Genomic DNA, 23346 nt, shown 5'->3' with positions numbered 1-23346 from the left:
GTCTCGGTCGGTCACACGTCGCGTCGCACCCGGCCGGAACCGAACGAGCGGGCCGCGGTCCCGGACATCAACCGTGCGGGTTCGGGATCGCTTCGCAGTGTTCGCTCGAGGTCGGCGGAGTCGGGGACCGCGCCGTCACTCGCGACGACGACGATGTTCCCGCTGCGTCGACCCTTGAACATCGCAGGGTCGGAGATGAGGGCGACGTTCTCGAACACCTCGGCGATCGTCGACACCTCCGAGCGCACCGAGTTCAGGTCACGCCGGTCGCCGCAGTTTGCGATGTACAGGCCCCCGGGGACAAGCACTCTCTGAACCGCCCGTGTGAACTCGGCGGTTGTCAGGTGCTCGGGTGTCACGCTGCCACTGAAAGCGTCACGCATGACGACGTCGCGAGTCTCCGGAAGGAGACTCTCGGTGACGTCCCGCGCGTCGCCGACTCGGATGCGGAGGCGGGGCGCACGGGGGAGGTCGAACCATTCGCGCGCGAGCCGCGCGAGGTCGGCGTCGATCTCGACAGCGACGTGCCGCGACTGCGGGTATCGGTGGGCGAGGAATCGGGGGAGCGCACACGCCGCGGCGCCGAGGTGGAGGACCCGAAGTGGTGTCGACGCCTCGCGATACCGATCGGCGATCGCCGCGGCCGCCTGGCGCATGTACTCGAAGTCGAGCTGTTCCGGGCGGTCCGGGTCGATGTGACTCGACTGGGCGCCGTTGATCGACAGGAGCCAGCCTCCGTCGATGCTGTGGACGAGTTCCGCGGTACCGGTGGAGATGTCGAAGACTCCGGCGGTGGGTGCGGGGTGGGAGGCGGCCATGACTGATCATCGTATCGTCGGCCGATACCATCGTCCGATGCGACTGCCCACCGATGATGCACTCGGGATCGGCCTCGGAGCGGTGGCCGACGCAATGTTCGGCGATCCGCAGCGATGGCACCCCGTCGCAGTGTTCGGATCGGGTGTTTCCGCGGTTGAGAAGCGGGTGTACGACGACTCGCGGCTGCGCGGCGCGGTGTTCGCCGTCGGCTGGATCGGGATCGGAGTCGCCGCGGGGGTGATCGCTGGACGCGCGGGCGCCACCGGCACTGCGGCGGCGACGTTCACCGCGTTGGGCGGCACATCGCTCGCAGCGATCGGCGACCGGATCGCCGACGCACTCGACGCCGGCGACATCACCGGCGCGAGAACACTCGTCGCAGGCCTGGTCGGACGCGACACCACTCGGCTCGACGAAGCGGGGATCTGTCGCGCCGCTGTCGAGTCGATCGCAGAGAACACCTCGGATGCGGCTGTCGCACCGTTGTTCTGGGGCGCTGTCGCCGGTGCGCCGGGCATGCTCGGGTATCGGGCGGCGAACACTCTGGATGCGATGGTCGGATATCGATCGCCGCGCCACCTGCGGTTCGGGTGGGCGGCTGCTCGCCTCGACGACGTGGCGAACCTCGTACCCGCACGGATCACGGCGGTGCTTGTCGGCGTGGTGGCGGGTCGACCGGCGGCGGTCTGGCGCAGTGTCCGACGTGACGCGCACCTGCATCCCAGTCCGAACGCCGGGGTGGTCGAAGCTGCGTTCGCCGGAGCACTCGGGGTGACACTCGGCGGACGCACTGTGTACGCGCACGGAACCGAGGACCGACCGACCCTGGGCGACGGGCCCGCACCCCTGGCCGCCGACCTTCGTGCTGCAGCCCGTCTGTCTCGTGGTGTGCAACGGGTGAGCGCAGTCCTCGCCGCCACCGCTCGACGCCGCTGACCAGCCTGAGCTGCGTTGTTGTCATGTACGAAGGTGAGACGTCCAAAATTAGGTTGTAAACAACTTAAATGTGGGCTACCGTTATCGATGTGAACGACGACCTCGCACTCGACCAGCAACTCTGCTTCGCGCTGTACGCCGCCTCCCGGGCGACCACTGCGGTGTACCGGCCGATGCTGGACGAGCTCGGAGTCACGTATCCGCAGTACCTCGTGCTCCTCGTGTTGTGGGAGCGCGACGGCAGGGGAGTTCGAGAGATCGGCGCCGAGCTCGACCTCGACACCGGAACCTTGTCGCCCCTGCTCCGGAGGCTCGAAGCTCTCGGTTTCATCGAACGTCGTCGCCAGCGCGACGACGAGCGACGAGTCGACGTTCACCTCACCGACGCCGGGCGTGCTCTGCGCGCCGACGCCGAGGAGATCCCCCGCTGCATCGCGTCCGCCACCGGGCTCGACCGCGAGTCCGCAGTCGCTCTCCGCGACCGGCTCGTTGAACTCACCGCAGCACTCCGCGCGCACGGCGCTGACCCCGTGTAGTCGATCGACCCAATAGACAGGAATGCTCATGAGCACCATCTACACCGCAGAAGCCCTCGCCACCGGGGAAGGCCGCAACGGCCACGGCCGATCGTCCGACGGTCGTCTCGACCTCGACCTCGCCATCCCGACCGAGATGGGCGGCAGTGGTCAGGGGACCAACCCGGAGCAGCTGTTCGCCGTCGGCTATGCCGCCTGCTTCCACTCGGCGCTCCAGTTGGTCGCCCGCCAGGCGAAGGCAGACGTCACCGATTCGTCGGTCGGCGCGCGCGTCGGCATCGGGCCGAACGACGCCGGCGGCTTCGCACTCGAGGTGACCCTCGAAGTGACCATCCCCAACCTCGATCAGGCGCAAGCGCAGGCGCTCGCCGACAAGGCGCACGAAGTGTGCCCGTACTCGAACGCGACTCGCGGAAACATCCCGGTCACGATCACCGTCTCCGACGACTGATCGAACACAGCGGCGCTACCTCCCGTAGCGTGCGGCGAGTTTGGCTCGGACGACGTCGTCGTCAGACTCGACGTCCGAGCCGCCCTCGCCGATTCCGGCGACGGCCTTCGAATCGACGTCGTTGCCCGACCGCTGGCCCGACTCGCGCAGGGCCTGGCGGACACGGTCGCGCTCGGACTTCGCCGTGGGCAGCGGCTCCTCGGAGGTGTCGTCGTCCGACGACACCTTCTGTGCGCGACGCGCCTTGACCTCGTTGAAGATGAAGTATCCGGCGCCGAGTGGCACCATCACGCCGAATGCCAGCCACTGCAAGCCGTACGAGAGGTAAGGTCCGCTCTCGAGCTGCGGCAGGGCGATCTCGCCGAGCGATCCAGGCTGCTCAGACGACAATTGCAGGTAGAACGACTCCAACGGCATCGTGGTCGCCTTCGACAATGCCGCCGTATCGATCGTGTAGGCCGTGAGCACGTTGTTCTCGACGCGCGGTTCCTTGCCGGGGCTGGTGCCTTCGGTCTGCATCAGGCGCGCCGCGATCGTCACCTCGACATCGGGCGGAGTCGGGACACTGAACGTGCCGTCGGCAGCCGACGGCACGATTCCGCGGTTCACCATGATGACGCGGTCGGAGCCAGCTACTTGGAACGGAGTGAGCGCCTCCACTGCAGGACGTTCGTCCGCGTAGCGGAAACGCAGCAGCACCTGCCCTTTCGGCAGGTACCGACCCCGAACGGTCACCTCGCGCCACTCGCGCTCCGGATCGAACGCAGTGCCCTTCGGCGCCAACTCGTCGATCGCGACCGGTGCGGTGCCGGTGGCGGCGCGGATCAGTTCGTTGCGATGTTCGGTGTCGGAGTTCTTGCCGAGCTGCCACGGCGCGAGAATCGAGAAACAAGCGGCGGCGAACGCCACGACGAACACCGCGAGCAGGAGCCACCCGGGCTTGAAGAACGAACGAAGGACGCGCACGCCCCCAAGATTACTGACCCGGCGTCTTCAGCCGCGATCGGCCAGCGTGGCGTGCGTCCACGCGAGCAGACCGGGGATCGCTGCTTCGATCTGTTCGCGGACCTCCGAGAAGTCGTCCGGTGTTCCGTAGTAGGGGTCGGGAAGGTCGGCGTCGGCGGCGTCCGGGTCGAAGCTCCGGAGCAGGCGGACGCGGTTTCCGAGGCGTTTGCGCTCAAGGTCGGCGACGTGACCGCGGTCGGCTACGACGATCAGATCGGCCGAGAGGTGATCGGGTGACAGTTGCGCGGCGACGTGCTGGTCGGAGTAACCGTGTGCGAGGAGTTCGGTACGCGCACGATTGTCCGCCGGTTCGCCGATGTGCCACCCGCCCGTCCCGGCACTTGTCACCCTGACCTGCTCCGACAGCCCGGCGTCGTCGACGGCTCGGGCGAAGATGAGTTCGGCCATCGGCGACCGGCAGATGTTGCCGGAGCAGACGAAGCAGATGTGCAGGGCGCTGCTGGCGGCCGAAGTCGCCGTGTTGTCAGACACCGAGAACCTTTCGCAGATGGGGGACCGTCGTGACGATCCACCGATTGTCTTCCGGGCTGCCCGCTCGATGCTGGGCCGCCTCCAACTCTCCTGCGTGAGCGTAACCCCACTTCACGCCGATCGTCGGGACGTGGCACGAAGCGGCCCCGTCGACGTCGTGAGATCGATCACCGATCATGACGATCGGCCGATCTGTCGGATTCGTGCCGAGACGACGGAGCGCTTCGGCGACGACGTCGCCTTTCGCGGACCGTCCGACGGCGTCGTCGGCACCGCAGATGTGCGTGAATCGGTCAGCGAGATCAAAATGCTCAAGGATCCGTCGGGCGATCACCTCGTTCTTCGACGTCGCGATCGCGAGTGTGCGCCCGGCCGTGGTGAGGTCGGCGAGCAACTCGGCCATGCCGGGGAACACTGCGTTCTCGCGCCAGCCGATGACGTCGTATCGGGCGCGGTACGCCCGTACGCCGGCGACCGCACGGTCGCCGGTGATCCCGAGCATGGCCAGTGAGTCGATGAGCGGAGGGCCGACGATGGACGGCCAGAAGTCGTCGGGCGGGAGCGGTTCGCCGATCTCGATCAACGCATGCCGGAACGATGTCGTGATTCCCACAAAACTGTCGGTGACCGTCCCGTCCAGGTCGAACAGCACCACCGTGTCGGCGGCGGCCGGGTCGACGCTCCGCCGACCATCGACGATGCGGGGCACTGCGGACGGACTCATCCCTCCATCGTGCACGTAGGGTGAGTGATCATGACAGTCGACGTGCCTGGGCTCACCGCGGCGGCAGGTGGCGTCGGATCGTCACACGATCGCCTGACTGATCCGAACCGACACGGCGACGCCGACGCCGGTCCCGGCCTCGTCGACTTCGCGGTCAACGTCCGCCCCGGCCCGCCGCCCTTCATCGTTGAGGCCCTGACCTCGCGTATCGCCGATCTCGCTGCATATCCATCGGACGCCGACACCGCCGCAGCCACCGCTCGCGCCGCAGCGATTCACGGCCGAGATGTGAATGATGTGCTTCTCCTGGGTGGAGCGGCCGAAGGCTTCGAACTCGTCGCGCGCCTCGGCTTCTCTCACGCCGCGCTGATCCAACCGTCGTTCACCGAACCGGAGCGAGTCCTTGTCGCTGCCGGCACGCGGGTGACACACGTGACGCCGCCGCCGCCATGGCGTCTGTCGGACGCGGAGGTCCCTGAGGACGCAGACCTCGTCGTCGTCGGAAACCCCACGAACCCGACGTCGGTGCTGCATCCGGCCGCCGACCTTCTCGCGTTGCGACGACCAGGGCGAACGATCCTCGTCGACGAAGCGTTCGCCGACCTCACCCTCGACGGCGACCGGCTCGAGCCGGAGTCGGTGGCGCACCTGGCCGGAGACGACCTGATCGTCGTCCGGTCTGTGACAAAGACCTTCGGGCTCGCCGGGTTGCGCGCCGGGTATCTCCTCGCGTCATCACAGATGATCGACGCTATGACACGGGGGCGACGCCACTGGCCGCTCGGCACGCTCACCCTCACGGCCCTGCATGCGTGCCTCGGTGCGGCCGGCCAGGGGTACGCGCACGACCAGGCGCGGATCGTCGCGGCCGACCGAGCGCACCTGGTCGCCCGATTGGGGGAGATCGGACTGCATCCACTCGCACCGCCGCGCGCACCGTACGTTCTGCTGTCCACACCGCACGCACTCGATCTCAAGGAAACACTGCGGGAGCGTGGGTTCGCGGTCCGCAGCTGCGCGAACTTCGTCGGCCTGGGATCGGACCACCTGCGCCTCGCGGTGCGTCCGAAGAATCTGAGCGATGCGCTGATCGCCGCGATGCAAGATATGAGAGACCAACCCGCCGAACCAGGAGAGACAGGCAACCGATGACCCGCACACTCGCCGAGGTGATTCTGCGGCTCGACACCGTGTACCCGCCCGAACTCGCGGAGACGTGGGATTCCGTGGGTCTAGTCTGCGGCGATCCAGCCGAGCAGGTGCGCCGAGTGGTCGTCTGCGTCGACGTGACAGACTCCGTCGTCGACCACGCGATCGATGTGGGCGCCGACCTCGTGCTGGCACATCACCCGCTGCTTCTGCGCGGGGTCGACACCGTGTCGGCGGGTACCCCGAAAGGACGCATCGTCCACCGCTTGATCCGGGCGAACTGCGCGTTGTTCACCGCGCACACCAACGCGGACAAGGCGCGACCGGGCGTCTCGGACGCCTTGGCCGGCGCCCTCGGCCTCGTCGACACCCGCCCGCTGGAGGTCGAACCCGCCCCGGTATTGGACAAGTGGGTCGTCATGGTCCCCGAAGGCAACGTCGACCAGGTGACCGAAGCGATGTTCGCGGCGGGCGCCGGAGCGGTCGGCGACTACCGCGACTGCCGGTGGGGAGTGGTCGGCACCGGCCAGTTCCGACCCGTTGAGGGCGCGTCGCCCGCCATCGGCGGCGTCGGCGAACTGACCCACGTCGACGAAGAACGCGTGGAGACCGTCGCACCGCGGCGGGCACGGTCGGCCGTACTGGCCGCGCTTCGGGACTCACACCCGTACGAGGAGCCCGCATACGACGTGTTCGAGCAGGCAGCGGTCGACAGTGATCTCGGCCTCGGACGGATCGGACGGCTGCCTGCGCCGATGCGGCTCGACGAGTTCGTCGCACACGCTGGAACGGCGTTGCCGACGGCGGCCTGGCCAATCCGCGCAGCGGGCGACCCGGCCGGCGTCGTCGAGACCATCGCAGTGTGCGGTGGCGCGGGCGACTCGCTCATCGGCGCGGCGACCGCGGCCCGAGTCGACGCGTACCTCACCGGCGACTTGCGCCACCACGTTGTCGACGAGGCGCGGCGAGCCGGGGCTCCCGCGCTCATCGATGCGGGTCACTGGGCCACTGAGTTCCCGTGGTGTACGTCCGCAGCGGATGTACTCACCGACTTCGGGTGCGAGACGACCGTCTACGCACCGCCAACCGACCCGTTCACCGTGGTCGACCGACAGAGATAGGAGAGCGCCGTGAAAGCACCCGCAGCGCAGCAGCGACTGCTGCTCGACCTCGCCGAGCTGGACGCCGACATCGCCAAAGCGCAGCATTCGCGTAAGAACCTGCCCGAGGACGCCGAACTGGCGGACCTCGCGACGGCGCTGGAGACCGCACGAGACGACGTCGCACGATCGAGGGTCGCCGTCGACGATCTGCAGGCGGTGTACGACAAGATCGACGCCGAGCTAACCGGGATGACTGAGCACGCCGCACGCGATCAGGCCGCCATCGACGCCGGGACCGTCGGTCACAAAGCGCTCACCGAGCTGCAGCACGAGCTGGATCATCTGGTCCGTCGCCGCGACGATCTTGAAGCCGAGATGCTCGAGTTGATGGAACAGCAGGAGGCCACGGGCACCGAAGCGGATCGTGCCGAGGCGGCACTGTTGGTGCTGACCGAGAAGGAACTCGACCTCGTCGCTCAACGCGATTCGAGCGCTACGGAGGCAGAACAGAAGGTCGCCGACATCACCGATCGCCGACGCTCACTCGCGGCGACGATCGACGGTCCGCTCGTGGCGATCTACGACGGTTTGCGCAGTCGAGGGCAGGTCGGCGCCGGACTCGTCCAGGCTCGTCGCTGTGGCGCGTGCCGGATGGAACTCGATCCCCGCACGCTGTCGCGGATCGCCGCCGCCGATGAGGACGAAGTGCTCCGGTGCGAGGAGTGCGGCGCGATCATGGTGCGCACCAATCACTCCGGACTTCCCGGGCAGGGACGTCCGCGTGAGTGACAAGGCCACCTGGCAGGGGCAGACGTCGACGCCGACCCGTATCGTCCTGCTGCGTCACGGACAGACACCGCTCTCGGTGGAACGCCGGTACTCGGGTCGCGGCAACCCGTCGCTCACGGATGTTGGCCTCGCACAGGCGACAGCCGCCGCCACCCGACTGTCGTCATCGCCGTTCGGCCCGATCGACACCATCGTCTCGTCGCCGTTGGCCCGGACTCGTGACACCGCGGAGTTCGCCGCCCGAGTTCTTGGTCTCGACGTGGCCGTTCACGAAGGGCTCATCGAAACCGACTTCGGAGAGTGGGAGGGACTGACGTTCCGCGAGGCGGCCGACCGCGACGGTCGTCTGCACCGCAAATGGCTGAGCGACGTCGACGTCGCGCCGCCCGGAGGAGAGAGCTTCGCCGTCGTCGCCGAGCGCATCGCGCAGGTCCGCGACGATCTCGTCGACCAGTACCCGGGGCAGACGATCCTCGCCGTGAGTCACGTGACTCCCATCAAGACGTTCCTGCGCGGCGCGCTCGGCGTCGGCCCGGAACTCCTGTTCCGGATGCACCTCGACCTCGCGTCTTTCTCGATCGTCGAGTTCTATCCCGACGGTGGTTCCGTCGTCCGCCTCGTCAACGACACCGCCCACCTCCAGTAGCCCGGCACCCTGCCTGTCGAGCGCACCGTAGGCGTGCAGGTATCCTTCAATGGCGAACGAGTCGGCCGGGCGGCCGCGGCGAGGGAACCGTACGAGCATTCGTGCAGGCCTGATGTCGAGGAAAGTCCGGACTCCACACAGCAGGGTGGTTGTTAACGGCAACCCGGGGCGACCCGCGGGACAGTGCCACAGAGAACAGACCGCCGCCCGCTTCGGCGGGAGGTAAGGGTGAAACGGTGCGGTAAGAGCGCACCAGCGTCACGGGTGACCGCGACGGCTAGGTAAACCCCACCCGGAGCAAGGCCGAAGTCCGCACCGCTCGCGGTGCGGATGCGCGAGTGCTTTCAGGACTGCTCGTCCGAGCTCGCGGGTTGGCTGCTTGAGGCACCCGGCGACGGTGTGTCCAGATGGATGGTCGCCGCCGGTCTTCACGACCGGTACAGGATCCGGCTTATGCGCCGACTCGTTCGCCTCTACACCGCACGAAAGCGGACTCGCGATGTCGCCGGGTCGGCTTCGACCACTTCGACGGTGCACGCCGTCCCGGCAGCGGGCGCTGCATCGCAGCCGCCGATGATCGCGGGCGACGAGATGAACACCTCGGCCGGCTTGTCTCCGCGCGCGTCTCGCATCACGACGGCGTCGAAACGAGTGCCGATCTGGTCGGCGAGCACCACTGCCTCGGTGAGGTCGACGCTACGGCGTTCGGCCGTCGACGCCGTCGAGTCGGACGACGCCATGATCTTCGGGAGCGTTGGCAGCACGTCGAGTACCCATTGGCCAGGTCGGCCGCCTGCGGCGATGGCGAGGCATGTCTCGGTTGCATACCGGTCGCCGAGGCGTCGGAGGGGCGCGGTGACGTGCGAGTACACGCCACCGACTCCCGCGTGGGCGACGGCGTCGTCATCGAGGGCGGCCGACGAGTCGTCGAGTGACAGGTATCCGGCGCCGCGCATGAGCCGTGCCCCGACGGACATGAGCGCCAGCGTGGTCGGAGCGTCTGCGGGGAGGGACGCGAGGAATTCGCCCGGCGTCGCGCCGTCGGCCCACGCCACTCCGAGGTGAGTGGCCGCCGCGCGCAGATCGTCGATCGCCTCGCGAGACGCGGGCGGCAGGGTGCGCAGCAGTCCGACGCCCGCGTCGCGTTGCATCCGTCCGGCGGCCATCCCGACGAGCAGCGACACCTGGGCGTTCCACTGATCGGCCGGGGTGTGCGGTGCGATCTGAAGCGTCCACGCCCGGTCGCCGTTGTGGGGGACGATCTCCTGATCGGGTAGGTCCAACTGGACTGCGCCACGCCGCAGCGCCCAGTCGATACGCGTCTTTCCGAAGGCCGGGAGCGCGGCGATCGACGGATGCAGGGTGCCGCCGTCTGCGGCGGCCATCACCCCTGCGTAGTCGAGCCGCTCGCGGGAACGGACAGTTGTGCGTTCGACGTGAACGCCGGTCTGGTCGCCGTCGTGATTCACCGTCACCGTCCACAGAACTGCGGGCCGGGTCTGGCCGGGCAGGAGCGACCCGACGCCTTCGGACATCGGACGCGGATGCAGAGGGACGCTTCCGTCGGGGAAGTAGATCGTCTGCCCCCGCATCCGGCTCTCGGTGTCGATCGGGCCGCCGGGCGCGACGAGCGCGGCCACGTCGGCGATCGCGTAGTGGACGGTGAACCCGTCGTCGGTCGCGTCGATGTGCAGTGCCTGATCGAGGTCCTTCGACCCGGGCGGATCGATGGTGACCAGGTCGATGTCAGTTCGATCCACGCGGCCGTCGGGTACTCGGTCGGTGGCGGCCTCGGCTTCAGCAGTCGCTGCGGAGGGGAACTCCTCGGTGACGTCGAGTTCCCGTCGGATCTGGTCGAAGTCGATGGCTGGTGCGAACACTCTGCGCTGCATGGGATCGAATGTATGCGACTACGAACGTTGGCAGCGATTCTGGTGCTCAGCACCGAAATCGCCGCCAACGTTGACCGCCTCAGTCGAGGCGGCGGTAGGCCTTCACCGCTTTGCGGCCTCGGGCCTCTTCGCGTGCGTCGAGGCGGCCGAGGACGAAGTGCGCCTGCGGGCTGAGCGGCGAGTTCGCAGCCACAGCGAGCAAGCGCTCTCGGTTGACGGCGGTGTCGTTGAAAACACCGAGGTGCGTCTGGATCTGTTTGGCGTAGCGACCGACCTTGCCGAATGAGTCCCGGCGAAGGGCCTCGGTCGATTCCGCTGTGTACCGAGCCGCCTTCGCGCGCTTGCGAATCTTGTGCAGTTGCTCCACCCAGTCGTGGGACCACACTTCGTGATCCCGGAGGGCTTTCTGGGCTTTACGCAGGCGTTTGTACGATGCGGCGACAGCCTCGGCGGCCACGTCGCGTGCCGGTCGATCGGCGTCTGGTCCTGTGGCCGGTGCCGCGATGAGTCGGTCGAGATCGTCGAGCAGAGTCAGGTAGCGATGCGTCGACAACGCGAACCGCATCGATTTGAGCGCGCGCTCGTGGCGGACGCGTTCGCCGTCGACCAGCACCGCCACAAGATCCTCTGGTGCGTTCTCGCGTGCCAGCAGCAGTTCGTTCGTCTCCAACTGGACTTCCAGATCGCGGACGTCGCCGAGCACCTCGCCGAGTAGGCGCAATTCCTCGGAGATCGGAGCCGCGACGTCGACAGCGAGTACCTGAGGGTAGGAGGTGAGGATCGAGCGCAGCTTGCGGGCTGCGACGCGCATCTGGTGGACAGCGTCCGGGGCGTCGTCGCGGGCGAGGGGATCGTACGCGACGAGCGCGTCGCGATGCGCTGCGAGATCGGTCATGACGAGGTCGAGAGCAGTCGGCTTCTTCGGCAGGGCGGGCCGGCCGACGTCGGCGGGCTGCGATCCGATCGCCCGAGCCAGTTTCGACGTGCTCGACGCTTTCCGTGCGCCTGCGTCTTTCAGATACGCCTTGGCGCGCTTGAGGATCGCGGCGTCACCGTTCACCAGCTCGAACTCCCACTCCGCCCACCGGCTGACGCCCCCGCCGGGTAGCAGGGACTCCGCGGAGACGACGTCTTCGCAGAACACCGCGATCTCGCGGTCGTCACTGTCGAAGACGCTGGTTACTGTGCGGTCCGTGGTGATCGTGGCCACCGGTACCAGTTTCCCGGTGCGGACGATCGCGGCCACCTGATCGGTCAACGCCGCGGGCACACCGCCGTCGTACGGCGCCTCGTCGAAGTCGACTGCGAGTTCACGACGAGCGGCTTTCACCGTGGACGGGCGCTTGAGATGCCATCCGCCGTCGGTGCCACCAGCCCGTCGTCGCAGGGTGGTCCGGTTGGCGGCGAGGACGGTGTCCGCGGTGTCGTAGTAGGTGGCTTCGAGGAGGTAGGTCTGCGGTTCGCCGACCCGACCGTCCGGCACCAGCCCGGACAGGTCGGGTGCGGGCAGTCCCGCGTCGACGTCGAACTTCAACTCGATCTCGAGGGATTCGTGCGCGGCGGGACTCATGATGTGCCTTCAGGCTCGGGTGTGGGCGAAGCGGTCGGTGGCTTCCACCAGGTGATGGACGATGCCGGGTTCGAAGGAGGCGTGGCCTGCGTCGTCGACCACATGGAGGTCGGCGTCTGGCCACGCCCGGTGCAGATCCCAGGCGCTTCGCATCGGGCAGACGACGTCGTAGCGTCCCTGGACGATGACGGCTGGGATGTGCTCGATGCGCGCGATGTCGGTCAGGAGTTGGCCGTCGTTGATGAACCCGTGGTTGGTGAAGTAGTGATTCTCGATGGTGGCGAAGGCGAGGTCTTCGACGCCTTCGTCGCCCGAGTTGGGGCGGGGCTCCAAGTAGCTCGTCATGTTCTCCCACGCCGACCACGCGTTCGCCGCATGTTGAGCGGCCTCGCGGTCGTCACCGGTGAGCAGCCGGTGATAGGCGGCGACGAGATCGCCTGAGCGTTCGTCTTCCGGAATCGGCTCCAAGTACTGTTCCCACACGTCGGGGTAGATGTGTGCCGCACCGCCGTTGTAGTACCAATCGATCTCGCTGCGACGCAGCAGGAAGATCCCGCGCAGGACCAACTCGGTCACACGCTCCGGGTGGGTCTGGGCATAGGCGAGCCCCAGAGTGGAGCCCCACGATCCGCCGAACACCTGCCACGTGTCGATACCGAGGTGCTCACGGATCGCCTCCATGTCCGCGATCAGGTGCTGCGTGGTGTTGACCGACAGATCGGCGCCGTCGGCGATGTGCGGTCGCGACTGCCCGCAGCCGCGCTGGTCGAACAGCACGATCCGGTACTTCGACGGGTCGAAGAACCGGCGCTGCTGCGGGGACGTCCCGCCGCCGGGGCCGCCGTGCACGAATACCACGGGCTTCCCGTCCGGGTTGCCAGAGCACTCCCAGTAGACGTCTTGACCGTCGCCGACCGACAGATGGCCGGACGCATACTGCTCGATGGGTGGGTACAACGTGCGCATGCGTCCAGCCTATCGGTCAGTAGGAGTGCTCGGGACCTGGGAACGAGGCCGACGCGACCTCGGCGGCGTACTGGCGGGCAGCAGTACGCAGATCGTCGCCGATCGACGCGTAGCGCTTGACGAACTTGGCGGTCTTGCCGTGGGTGTATCCCGCAGCGTCCTGCCAGACGAGCACCTGGGCGTCGGTCTCGTTGCCTGCGCCGATGCCGACTGTCGGGATGGTCAGCTTGCGAGTGATCTGGCCTGCGACGTCGGCGGGGACCATCTCCATGACGACGGCGAACGCGCCGGCCTCCTGGACGGCGATGGCGTCGGCGATGAGCTGGTCGGCTGCGTCTCCGCGGCCCTGGACGCGGTAGCCGCCGAGGCCGTTGACGCTCTGCGGCGTGAAGCCGACGTGCGCCATGACCGGGATGCCGGCCTGCGTCAGCGCGGAGATCTGCGGAGCGATCCGTTCGCCGCCCTCGATCTTGATCGCGTGGGCGCCGGACTCCTTGAACATGCGGATCGACGATTCGAGTGCCTGCTGGGGGCCCACCTCGTACGTGCCGAACGGCAGGTCGGCGACGACCATCGCATGCGGCGCTCCGCGCACAACGGCACGAGCGAGCGGGATCAGTTCGTCGAGTGAGACGGGGATCGTGGTGTCGTAGCCGTAGACGACGTTGGCTGCGGAGTCTCCGACCAGCAGGACGGGGATCTCGGCTTCGTCGAAGATGCGAGCTGTGGAGTAGTCGTAGGCCGTGAGCATCGCCCACTTGTGACCTTCGGTCTTCCACTGGGCGAGGTGCTGAATGCGCGTGGCGCGACGGGGGCTCGGGGTGCTTGCCGAACCGTAGACGGATGCTTCCGACATGACTGCCTCATTTCTGCCTCGAGTCCCGCGTGTGCGGGTACCCGGGTTGGTGTGGACCTCTCGATTCTCCCACCGGCGTCGTGCCTCCGGCAGATGGGATTCGGTGGCGTTAGTCACATGCGGCTGAGGCTCGCCAGGCACCGCGATTCGGCAAAGTGCCGGGTGTAACACGCGCGTAATCGCGGAGCACTAGGGTTCGGGTATGGATCGCCAACAGGAATTCGTGCTGCGCACCCTCGAGGAGCGCGACATCCGCTTCGTCCGGCTGTGGTTCACCGACATTCTCGGATACCTGAAATCGGTGGCGATCGCACCGGCCGAGCTCGAAGGCGCGTTCGCCGAGGGCATCGGGTTCGACGGCTCGGCCATCGAGGGCTTCTCGCGCGTCTCCGAGGCCGACACCGTCGCCAAGCCCGACCCGTCGACGTTCCAGGTGCTCCCGTGGGTCACTGACGGCCGTCAGCACTCGGCGCGGATCTTCTGCGACATCGCGATGCCCGACGGGACTCCGTCGTGGGCCGACCCGCGCAACGTGCTGCGTCGCCAGCTGAACAAGGCCGCCGACCAGGGCTTCACCTGCTACGTCCACCCGGAGATCGAGTTCTTCCTGCTCAAGGATCTGCCACTCGACGGCACCCCGCCGATCCCGGCGGACGGCGGCGGCTACTTCGACCAGACGTTCCACGACTCCGCGCCGAACTTCCGTCGGCACGCGATCGAGGCCCTCGAGTCGATGGGCATCTCGGTGGAGTTCTCGCACCATGAGGGCGCCCCAGGCCAGCAGGAGATCGATCTCCGCTACGCCGACGCTCTGTCGATGGCCGACAACGTGATGACCTTCCGCTACCTGATTAAGCAGGTCGCGTTCAACGACGGTGTCCGCGCCACGTTCATGCCGAAGCCGTTCAGTGAGCACCCGGGATCGGCCATGCACACGCATCTGTCGTTGTTCGAAGGCGACACGAACGCCTTCCACAACCCGGATGATCCGATGCAGCTGTCGAAGATCGGCAAGCAGTTCATCGCGGGCATCCTCGAGCACGCGAACGAGATGAGCGCGGTCACCAACCAGTGGGTCAACAGCTACAAGAGGCTCATTTACGGCGACGAGGCCCCGACGGCCGCCACATGGGGTCGTGCAAACCGTTCGGCGATGGTCCGTCTCCCGCTGTACACGCCGAACAAGGCATCGTCGCGGCGTGTTGAGGTCCGAAGCCCCGACTCCGCCTGCAACCCGTACCTGACCTTCGCAGTCCTGTTGGCGGCCGGACTCAAGGGCATCGAAGAGGGTTACGAGCTGCCCGAAGAGGCTGAGGACAACGTCTGGGCGCTGACGCCCGCAGAGCGTCGTGCGATGGGCTACAAGGAACTCCCGGGTTCGCTGGCCGACGCCCTCACACAGATGGAGAAGTCAGAACTCGTCGCCGAGACCCTCGGAGAGCACGTCTTCGACTACTTCCTCCGCAATAAGTGGGCGGAGTGGGCCGAGTATCGAGGCCGCGTGACCCCGTTCGAGCTCGAGAGTTACCTACCGCTGTAGAAGGGCACAGACGTGACGAGTACCGGAGGCCGTTCGGCCATTCCGAGTCCTGGCCGTCTGGGGCTTCTCGACGACACGGCGCGCGCGGATCTCGCGACGCTGGGCTGGTCGAGTGCTGCGACGGTTGATCTCTTGTGGGCTCTGTCGCGGGCACCCGACGCCGATTTGGCGTTGCGGGCGCTCGTGCGGCTCCACGACCGTGAAGGGTCAGGGGACTGGCCGCAGATCGATGCGTTGCTGCGATCGTCGAAGGCGTTCCGCGGCAGGCTTTTGTCGGTGCTCGGCGGGTCGGATGCGCTCGCCGACCACGTCGTCGCCGAACCCGATGCGTGGCGGCTGCTCGTCGACGACGAGATGCCATCTGCCGAGCAGTCGCGGTCCGCGCTCCTCGACTCGATCGGAGCGGTCCGGGTCTCCGGGACGTCCGACGACGATCTGCTCTTCCGCGCCGCGATCACCGGACCGGACGCGGTCGCGGCGCTCCGCAGGGCGTACCGCGATCAGATTCTGATCCTCGCCGCGCACGACCTCGCCGCGACCGTTGAGAACGAGGAAGTCCTCTACCTGGCCGAGGTGGGCGGCCGGCTGGCGGACCTGGCCGACGCGGCGTTGACTGCTGCCCTCGCCGTTGCGATCGCCGAGGTAGCGGGGGACAGCCCGCTCGAGACCCGACTCTCAGTGATCGCGATGGGGAAATGCGGCGCCCGCGAGCTGAACTACGTCTCCGACGTCGACGTCGTCTTCGTCGCGGAGCCGGCCGACGGAGCATCTGCCCGGATAGCGGGCGAGATGATGCGCATCGGTTCGCAGGCCTTCTTCGACGTCGACGCGGGTCTGCGTCCGGAGGGCAAGTCCGGTGCGCTCACCCGGACCCTCGAATCACATGTCGCGTACTACCGGCGGTGGGCCAAGACCTGGGAATTCCAGGCCTTGTTGAAAGCGCGTCCGATGACCGGCGACATGTCGCTCGGCCGCGACTACGTCGCGGCGACGTCTCCGATGGTGTGGGACGCGTCCGAGCGCGACGACTTCGTCCCCGAGGTGCAGGCGATGCGCCGCAGGGTGGAGTCCCTCGTTCCCGACGAGCACAAGGCCCGCAATCTGAAGCTCGGCCGGGGCGGCTTGCGTGATGTCGAGTTCGCCGTCCAACTGCTGCAGATGGTGCATGGACGCGTCGACGCGTCCCTGCGTGTGCAGTCGACTGTCGATGCGCTGGACGCATTGACGACAGCCGGGTACATCGGGCGCGATGACGGCGCGAACTTCTCGGCGTCGTACCAGTTCCTCCGCTTGCTCGAGCATCGGATCCAGCTGCAGCGTCTGAGTCGGACCCATCTGTTGCCCGAGCCCGACGACGAGTCCGCGATGCGCTGGTTGGCACGCGCTGCGCACATTCGTCCCGAAGGAAGCCAGGACGCCGCCGCGGTTCTCCGTCGTGACCTGCGCAAGCAGATCACGCGTGTACGGCAGTTGCACGAGAAGCTGTTCTATCGGCCGCTGCTCGACGCCGTGGCGCGGCAGGACAAGGGGCTGCTGCGACTCACCGACGACTCGGCCAAGCGCCAGCTCGCCGCACTCGGGTACGCGATGCCCGATCGCGCGCTCGCACACATTCGGGCGTTGGCCTCGACGCCGGGGCGCACCGGTGCTATTCAGTCGATGATTCTGCCCGGTCTGCTCGAGCACATCTCCGACACTCCAGACCCGGACGCGGGCCTGCTGAACTACCGCAAGCTCAGTGAGCAGATGGGTACCACGGCCTGGTACCTGCGCCTTCTCCGCGACGACGGTGTTGTCTCGGAGCGGCTCATGCGAGTCCTGGGGACCAGCGAGTACATCGCCGACCTGCTGATGCGGTCGCCGGATGTCATCGCGCTCTACTCGACAGGTGCGACCGGACCCAAGCTCATCGAGGTCGACTCGGCCGACGTGGCGAAAGGCCTGCGCGCGTCCATGCGGCGCGCCCCGGACCTGACCCGGGCGATCGCAGTCGCGCGATCTCATCGCCGCGCCGAACTCGCACGGATCGCATCGGCCGACATCCTCGGACTGATGACAGTCCAGCAGGTGTGCCGGGCACTGTCGACAGTGTGGGCGGCAGTGCTCGACGCGGCGCTGGAGAAAGTGATCGAGGAGTCGTTACAAGGCGAGCCCGCGCCCGCACGGCTGGCCGTCATCGGCATGGGCAGGCTCGGTGGAGGTGAGCTGGGCTACGGCTCGGACGCGGACGTTCTGTTCGTGTGCGATCCCGTCGACGGTGCGGACGAGGCCGACGCCGTCCGGTGGGCGCAGAAGGTGTGCGAGCAGGTCAGGACGATGCTCGGCACGCCGAGCGCCGATCCGCCTCTCGAAGTGGACATCGGTCTCCGACCGGAGGGGCGGAACGGCCCCGTGGTTCGGACGTTGGCGTCGTACGCGGCGTACTACGACCAGTGGGCGCAGGCGTGGGAAGTGCAGGCGCTGCTGCGTGCTCATACCGTGGCAGGCGATGCCGACCTCGGTCTGGCGTTCCTGCACATGATCGATCGGACCCGTTACCCGGCCGGTGGTGTGTCCCCGGACGCGGTCCGTGAGATCCGTCGCATCAAGGCCCGCGTCGACTCCGAGCGGCTGCCTCGCGGCGCGGACCCCGCGACGCACACAAAACTCGGTCGCGGCGGACTCGCCGATGTCGAGTGGACCGTCCAGCTGACCCAGCTGCGGTACGCCCACGAGTATCCGTCCCTGCACAACACGTCGACGTTGGAGACACTCGATGCCATCGCGGCGGCCGAACTCGTGCCGGTCGACGAGGTCGAGATCCTCACCGAGGCGTGGCTCACCGCCACGAAGGCGCGGAATGCGCTGGTCCTGGTCCGCGGCAAGCCCGTCGACCAGCTCCCGTCACCGGGCCGTCAGCTGCGTGCGGTGGCCTACGCGGCGGGCTGGCCTCAAGACGAGGCGTTGGAGTTCCTGGAGCACTACATGCGAGTGACGCGACGGGCCAAGGCCGTGGTGCTGGAGGTGTTCGGGAGCTGAGGGCAGCGGTGACTACGATGGTCGAATGCCTCCGAAGAACCTGAACGAGTTCATCGGCGACCTGGTGACGCTTCCGCTTGCGGCGGCGCAGAAGATCAGTCAGCCGCTGTTGAAGGCGGCCAACTCCGTCGTCCAGCGGTTTCCGCGCGAACTGATCAGTCTCGGCGGTGACGCGGACGACCCGACCGGCAAGGTGGTCTACGACTTCTTCGCAGGCATCGGCCCCGAACTCGCGCATCCGGGCGGAAGTCTGCCCGGCGCGAACCGATGGGACGACCCGCTCGACCCGGCACACCCGATCCCGGTGATCCTCGCGCACGGAACCGCAGGCGGCGGCCAGACGAACTGGGGCACCTATGTTCCGTTGCTCACCGAGGCCGGATACTCGGTGTTCACGCTCACCTTCGGCGCAATCCCCGGGTCGAGGTGGCCGATCTCGGCGCTCGGAGGGATGACGACGATCGAGGAGAGTGCGGTGGAGTTCGGCGCCTTCGCCGAGAAGGTCATGGCCGCGACCGGGTCGGACAAGGTGCACGTCGTCGGCCATTCGCAGGGCACACTCGTCCCCAACTATTGGGCGCGCTTCCTCGGCGGGCACGACAAAATCGGCAAGTACGTGTCCCTGGCGCCCCTGTGGGAGGGAACCACGGTGCTCGACGGAGCCACCGGCGTCCTCGACCGGTTCGGCTTCGATCCTGCGGGAGTGGTTCCCTGCCGTGCTCTCCCGCAGATGATGGACGATTCGGAGTTCATCGCCACCATGAACTCCGACGGCGGGCCGTACGTCCCAGGCATCTCGTACACCAACATCTCGACTGTCCACGACGAACTGGTCCACCCGTTCACGTCAGGTCAACTCCCGGGACCGGAGGGCGTCGACGTCACGAACATCGTCCTTCAGTCCGGCTGTGTGAAAGACCTGTCCGATCACCTCGGCATCTGTGGATCGCCCCGCGCCGCGGCCTTCGTCCTCAACGCGCTCGACGACCATCCGAGCAGAGTGGTGCCCTGTCAGGTTGTTGCACCGTTCTTCGGCACACCGTTGCTGCGTCGAACCGGCGGCATGCCGGAGTTCATCAAGCCGTTCGCGGCGTCTCCTGACGCGGACAGGTGAGTCCACAAATCCGATCGATGGGTGTACGACCCGAGTCGACGTAGGCGCTCGGTGAGCGGCGTACCTGCACTTTCGCGGAACGCTGCGATTGCCTCTTGACTTTCTCCGCCAGGCGGGTGACTCTGATCACAGCTGAACAAACCGAACGCTCGGTGGGCGAGTGTTCATTCTCTGGAAGGTGTGACACCCATGACCGATGCTCCTGACCTTACCGAGCTTCTGGCCGACTCCCCGTCGAACTGGGGCAAGTGGGGACCGGACGATCAGGTCGGATCGCTGAACTACCTGACGCCGGAACAGGTCGTGGCCGGTGCTGCGCAGATCCAGAAGGGGGAGCTGTTCACCCTTCAGAGACTCATCGGCGATCCGAACGGCGATCCGGTGTGGCCCGGCCGCAGTCCTGCCACCCGCGAGATGATCCTGGACGAATCGCATTGGGACGAGGGCGGCGACGGACCGGCCTTCCCCGGTGGACTGCACTACGCCGACGACAAGCTGAACGCCTTCCTCCAGGGATCAACGCAATACGACGCTCTGGGACACGTCTGGTACGACGGCAAGATCTGGAACGGCTACGACGCCCGCACCACCATCGGCGGCCTCGAGAAGGCCAGCGTCGAACCGATCGCGCAGCGCGGCGTCGCAGGCCGGGCGAACCTCCTCGACATGGCGCGCTTCCGCGGTAAGGACTACCTCGAGCCGGGCGAGACGTTCACACACGAGGACCTCATCGCCTGCGCAGAAGCACAGGGCACGCCGATCGCCAAGCGCGACATCTTGATGATCCGCACAAACCACCTTCAGTTGTTCTTCGACAAAGGCGACGCATTCTATGAGGACTTCTGCGAGTCGGGACTGGTGTACTCGCCGGGACTCGTCGAGTGGTTCCAGGAAATGGAGATCCCCAATCTCGTCACCGACACGATCGCGAACGAAGTCACGTTCGATCCGAACAGCGGTGTGGCGCTTGTCCTGCACAATGCGCTGATGCGGAACCTCGGCGTCACGTTCACCGAGATCTGCGACCTCGAGAAACTCGCCGCCGACTCGGCGGACGACGGTCGTTACACGTCGTTCTATGTGGCCGCGCCTCTCAAGATCCATCGTGCGACGGGATCCCCGGTCAACCCGGTGGCGATCAAGTGACGGTGTACACCGACCGGCCGTGGCTCGCGCTGTACTCGCAAGGCCGGCCCGCCGACATCACATCGGACAACGAGTCGGCTCTCGAGATCTTCGTGTCGGCGGCCACCGAGGTGCCGGACGCGCCCGCGATCAAGTACTTCGACGGTGTCGTGACCTATCGAGAGATCAACTGTGCCGCCGATGCGCTGGCTGCGTCGTTGATCGCCGACGGCTTCGCACCGGGCGATCGTCTGGCGCTCTACGTCCAGAACAATCCGGCCTTTGTGATCGGGCTGGTCGCGGCGTGGAAAGCGGGTGGTGCGGCGGTCGCGGTGAACCCGATGAATCGGCACCGCGAACTCGCGTATCTCCTCGAGGACTCGGGCGCGGTCGCCTTGCTCGCTCTCAACGAGCTCTACGACGACGTGGCACGCGAAGTGATCGCCGCGGGAGGGACCGCCGTGCAGACGGTGATCACGGTGTCCGCGCTCGACGGCCAGTCGCGCGACGACAACCGTGTGCTCGGTGGGCAGACGTCGGACGTCCCCGACGGGACTCTGTCCTTGACAGAGGTCATCACCGGGTACGACGGGACGGCCGTGGTTCCCGCGACGCCGCCGACGTCGGACGATCTCGCCGTCCTGACCTACACATCGGGAACGACGGGAAAGCCGAAGGGTGCGCTCAACACTCACGGAAACTTGGCGTTCAACGCTCAGACCTACCGCGAGTGGATGGGCCTGACCGGAGCCGACGTGGTGCTCGGCGTCGCGCCCCTCTTCCACATCACCGGCTTGGTCGGGCACGTGATGATCGCGGCTCTGCTTCGGGCGCCACTGGTACTGACGCATCGGTTCTCGCCGGAGGTGATGGTTGATGCGATTCGCGAGCATCGGCCGACATTCACTGTCGGTGCCATCACCGCGTACATCGCACTCGCCGACTCCGGTGGCGCGGTGTCCGGCGACTTCACATCCTTGCGGGCGCTGTACTCCGGCGGCGCACCGATCGCACCTGCGGTCGCAGATCGTCTCGAGAAGGTGCTCGGGGCATACATCCACAACATCTACGGCCTCACGGAGACCAACTCGCCGTCGCACGGGGTGCCGTTCGGTGTCCGTGCGCCGGTCGACGCCGAGTCGGGCGCCCTCTCAGTCGGGGTGCCGGTGTTCAACACGGTGGTCCGGGTGATCGACGACAACGGCGACGACGTCCCAGTCGGCGAAGTCGGGGAGTTCGCCACGTCGGGTCCGCAAGTGGTACCGGGATATTGGAATCGACCCGAGGCGACGGCGGAATCGATGCCAGGAGGCGAACTCCGGACCGGCGACGTCGGATTCATGGACGCCGACGGCTGGTTCTACCTGGTCGATCGCAAGAAGGACATGATCAACGCGTCCGGGTACAAGGTGTGGCCTCGGGAAGTCGAGGACGTGCTGTACGGGCATCCGGCAGTGGCGGAGGCCGCGGTCGTCGGTGTGCCGGACGAGTATCGCGGTGAGACTGTCAAGGCGTTCGTCTCACTCCAGCCGGGCAAGTCGGCGACGGGGGAGGAGATCGTCGAGTTCTGCAAGGCCCAGATGGCGGCGTACAAGTATCCGCGGTCCGTGGAGATCGTCGCCGAGCTCCCGAAGACCGCGACCGGAAAAGTGCTGCGGCGGACGTTGCGCGACGAGGTGATCGCACGCTCCTAGGGCGCACCATCGACTCTCCGCCCGACGTCGTCCGTCGGGCGGAGAGTTCGTCGGTTCACTCTCGCGCGAGTCGAAGGCCGAACTGTCGGTAGAGGCGTGCGATCGTCGCCGGATCCCCGGTCGGGTCGAGGCGGCAGACACTTCCGCACAGGTCGACGACGGCGCGCGCGGTCGCCGCCGGATCGTCGACTCCGATCTCGCCGACCAGACGCTCGACCTGCCGAACCAGCCGGTCCGACGCCGACTGCACTCGGGCTTTGTCTGCGGGATCGACGTTCGCCTGATCGGTCAGGACGACCGCCATCACGTCGCGCCGTGTGGCGGAGAACAAGGCGACGGCTTCGCACACATTGCCGAACGACCCGGTCGGGGAGTCCGCGTCGGCGGCAGCGGCATCGGTGTGCGCGGCCAGCTCGGCGTACGCCAGGTCGAACACCGCCGTCAGCAGCGACTGCTTACTCGGGTAGTGGTGATACACGCCTGCCGCGCTCAGGCCGGCCTCCGCGGCGATCGTGCGCATCGTCGCACCGTGATAGCCGACGCCGACAAAACACCGGATCGCGGCTGCAAGTGCAGGGTCGAGGTCACGATCCGGAAAGACCCGCCAATCGAACGTCGAAACGACGTCGTCGATCCGGGCGGGGGAGAAGAGTTCGGCGAGCGACTCGACGGTCGTTCCCAATTCGGTCGCGATCGTGGTGAGCCGCTCGACGCTGACCGTAGCCTTGCCGGTCTCGATCCCGCTCATCGTCCCGACGCTCACGCCGACGCGGCGTGCGAGCTCACGCATCGAGATCCCAGACAGCTCCCGCGCCGGGCGGATCATCAACTGCGCCTGGGTCGGCGGTTCGGACATGCGTCAACCGTAGTTGGCCGCAACCGATCTCGGGTGCGACCCGGCCGTGAAACCCCAACGCCGAC

21 protein-coding genes and 1 other RNA gene are annotated in these 23346 nt (G+C 67.1%); 13 read left to right on the top strand and 9 right to left on the bottom strand.

The window, feature by feature from the left end:
- Nucleotides 1–11 precede the first annotated feature (11 nt).
- The gene (locus tag JVX90_RS10750; protein WP_205328784.1) at nucleotides 12–818 is read right to left on the bottom strand and encodes a fused MFS/spermidine synthase; all 807 of its coding nucleotides are present in this window, start codon (nucleotides 816–818) and stop codon (nucleotides 12–14) included.
- A 37-nt stretch (nucleotides 819–855) separates the two neighbouring features.
- Between JVX90_RS10750 and JVX90_RS10745 the strand changes: the two genes are divergently transcribed.
- The 3 genes from JVX90_RS10745 to JVX90_RS10735 all read left to right on the top strand — a co-directional run bounded on the left by JVX90_RS10745 (nucleotide 856) and on the right by JVX90_RS10735 (nucleotide 2742).
- Entirely contained in the window at nucleotides 856–1755 is a 900-nt protein-coding gene (locus JVX90_RS10745; RefSeq protein WP_240193855.1) for a cobalamin biosynthesis protein, read from the top strand.
- 89 nt (nucleotides 1756–1844) lie between these two features.
- Nucleotides 1845–2291 carry a MarR family winged helix-turn-helix transcriptional regulator gene (locus JVX90_RS10740; protein WP_275889925.1) on the top strand — a complete coding sequence of 149 codons (447 nt, stop codon included), beginning with the start codon at nucleotides 1845–1847 and terminating at the stop codon, nucleotides 2289–2291.
- 28 nt (nucleotides 2292–2319) lie between these two features.
- Nucleotides 2320–2742 (top strand): organic hydroperoxide resistance protein, encoded by a 423-nt coding sequence (locus JVX90_RS10735; protein WP_205328781.1) that lies wholly within the window; start codon nucleotides 2320–2322, stop codon nucleotides 2740–2742.
- A 15-nt stretch (nucleotides 2743–2757) separates the two neighbouring features.
- Here JVX90_RS10735 and JVX90_RS10730 read toward each other — a convergent pair whose 3' ends face one another.
- From JVX90_RS10730 to JVX90_RS10720, 3 genes are read right to left on the bottom strand one after another with little or no spacing between them, the layout of a single operon-like run.
- On the bottom strand, nucleotides 2758–3708 hold the full coding sequence (locus tag JVX90_RS10730) for an SURF1 family protein (protein WP_205328780.1): 951 nt from the start codon (nucleotides 3706–3708) through the stop codon (nucleotides 2758–2760).
- A 27-nt stretch (nucleotides 3709–3735) separates the two neighbouring features.
- On the bottom strand, nucleotides 3736–4239 hold the full coding sequence (locus JVX90_RS10725) for a low molecular weight protein-tyrosine-phosphatase (RefSeq protein ID WP_205328779.1): 504 nt from the start codon (nucleotides 4237–4239) through the stop codon (nucleotides 3736–3738).
- The gene (locus tag JVX90_RS10720; protein ID WP_205328778.1) at nucleotides 4232–4963 is read right to left on the bottom strand and encodes an HAD hydrolase-like protein; all 732 of its coding nucleotides are present in this window, start codon (nucleotides 4961–4963) and stop codon (nucleotides 4232–4234) included. Before JVX90_RS10720 ends, JVX90_RS10725 begins: the two co-directional genes overlap by 8 nt.
- 30 nt (nucleotides 4964–4993) lie before the next feature.
- On the opposite strand from JVX90_RS10720, the gene cobC reads away from it, so the two are divergent.
- The 5 genes from cobC to rnpB all read left to right on the top strand — a co-directional run bounded on the left by cobC (nucleotide 4994) and on the right by rnpB (nucleotide 9120).
- Entirely contained in the window at nucleotides 4994–6115 is a 1122-nt protein-coding gene (cobC, locus tag JVX90_RS10715; protein ID WP_205328777.1) for an Rv2231c family pyridoxal phosphate-dependent protein CobC, read from the top strand.
- Entirely contained in the window at nucleotides 6112–7233 is a 1122-nt protein-coding gene (locus tag JVX90_RS10710; protein ID WP_205328776.1) for a Nif3-like dinuclear metal center hexameric protein, read from the top strand. Before cobC ends, JVX90_RS10710 begins: the two co-directional genes overlap by 4 nt.
- 9 nt (nucleotides 7234–7242) lie before the next feature.
- Entirely contained in the window at nucleotides 7243–8004 is a 762-nt protein-coding gene (locus JVX90_RS10705; protein WP_205328775.1) for a C4-type zinc ribbon domain-containing protein, read from the top strand.
- Complete coding sequence (locus JVX90_RS10700) at nucleotides 7997–8650, top strand: histidine phosphatase family protein (RefSeq protein WP_205328774.1); 654 nt, start codon at nucleotides 7997–7999, stop codon at nucleotides 8648–8650. Before JVX90_RS10705 ends, JVX90_RS10700 begins: the two co-directional genes overlap by 8 nt.
- Before the next feature lie 57 nt (nucleotides 8651–8707).
- Nucleotides 8708–9120: RNase P RNA component class A (rnpB, locus tag JVX90_RS10695), an RNA gene on the top strand.
- 3 nt (nucleotides 9121–9123) lie between these two features.
- On the opposite strand, the gene JVX90_RS10690 is transcribed toward rnpB, so the two are convergent.
- From JVX90_RS10690 to panB, 4 genes are all read right to left on the bottom strand, one after another.
- Nucleotides 9124–10542 (bottom strand): RNB domain-containing ribonuclease, encoded by a 1419-nt coding sequence (locus JVX90_RS10690; protein ID WP_205328773.1) that lies wholly within the window; start codon nucleotides 10540–10542, stop codon nucleotides 9124–9126.
- Between the two features lie 79 nt (nucleotides 10543–10621).
- On the bottom strand, nucleotides 10622–12112 hold the full coding sequence (locus tag JVX90_RS10685) for a CYTH and CHAD domain-containing protein (RefSeq protein ID WP_205328772.1): 1491 nt from the start codon (nucleotides 12110–12112) through the stop codon (nucleotides 10622–10624).
- A gap of 9 nt (nucleotides 12113–12121) precedes the next feature.
- Nucleotides 12122–13078, bottom strand: a complete 957-nt coding sequence (gene pip, locus JVX90_RS10680; RefSeq protein ID WP_205328771.1) for a prolyl aminopeptidase — start codon at nucleotides 13076–13078, stop codon at nucleotides 12122–12124.
- Nucleotides 13079–13094: 16 nt separating this feature from the next.
- Nucleotides 13095–13934 carry a 3-methyl-2-oxobutanoate hydroxymethyltransferase gene (panB, locus tag JVX90_RS10675; RefSeq protein WP_205328770.1) on the bottom strand — a complete coding sequence of 280 codons (840 nt, stop codon included), beginning with the start codon at nucleotides 13932–13934 and terminating at the stop codon, nucleotides 13095–13097.
- Between the two features lie 202 nt (nucleotides 13935–14136).
- Here panB and JVX90_RS10670 point away from each other — a divergent pair, with 202 nt between their 5' ends.
- From JVX90_RS10670 to JVX90_RS10650, 5 genes are all read left to right on the top strand, one after another.
- A complete protein-coding gene (locus JVX90_RS10670) occupies nucleotides 14137–15474 on the top strand; it encodes a glutamine synthetase family protein (RefSeq protein ID WP_205328769.1) in 1338 nt (445 codons plus the stop codon).
- 12 nt (nucleotides 15475–15486) lie between these two features.
- Nucleotides 15487–18492 (top strand): bifunctional [glutamine synthetase] adenylyltransferase/[glutamine synthetase]-adenylyl-L-tyrosine phosphorylase, encoded by a 3006-nt coding sequence (locus JVX90_RS10665; protein WP_205328768.1) that lies wholly within the window; start codon nucleotides 15487–15489, stop codon nucleotides 18490–18492.
- 25 nt (nucleotides 18493–18517) lie between these two features.
- Entirely contained in the window at nucleotides 18518–19606 is a 1089-nt protein-coding gene (locus tag JVX90_RS10660; protein WP_205328767.1) for an alpha/beta fold hydrolase, read from the top strand.
- A gap of 189 nt (nucleotides 19607–19795) precedes the next feature.
- Nucleotides 19796–20752 (top strand): cyclase family protein, encoded by a 957-nt coding sequence (locus JVX90_RS10655; RefSeq protein WP_205328766.1) that lies wholly within the window; start codon nucleotides 19796–19798, stop codon nucleotides 20750–20752.
- Nucleotides 20749–22425, top strand: a complete 1677-nt coding sequence (locus JVX90_RS10650; RefSeq protein WP_205328765.1) for an AMP-binding protein — start codon at nucleotides 20749–20751, stop codon at nucleotides 22423–22425. Before JVX90_RS10655 ends, JVX90_RS10650 begins: the two co-directional genes overlap by 4 nt.
- A 55-nt stretch (nucleotides 22426–22480) precedes the next feature.
- On the opposite strand, the gene JVX90_RS10645 is transcribed toward JVX90_RS10650, so the two are convergent.
- Nucleotides 22481–23281 carry a TetR family transcriptional regulator gene (locus JVX90_RS10645; protein WP_205328764.1) on the bottom strand — a complete coding sequence of 267 codons (801 nt, stop codon included), beginning with the start codon at nucleotides 23279–23281 and terminating at the stop codon, nucleotides 22481–22483.
- Between the last annotated feature and the right edge of the window lie 65 nt (nucleotides 23282–23346).

The organism is Gordonia sp. PDNC005 (assembly GCF_016919385.1).
In the GTDB taxonomy this organism is placed as follows: Bacteria; Actinomycetota; Actinomycetes; order Mycobacteriales; family Mycobacteriaceae; genus Gordonia.
Note: the sequence above shows the minus strand (reverse complement) of the source record. Positions and strands in the feature narration are given on the sequence as shown.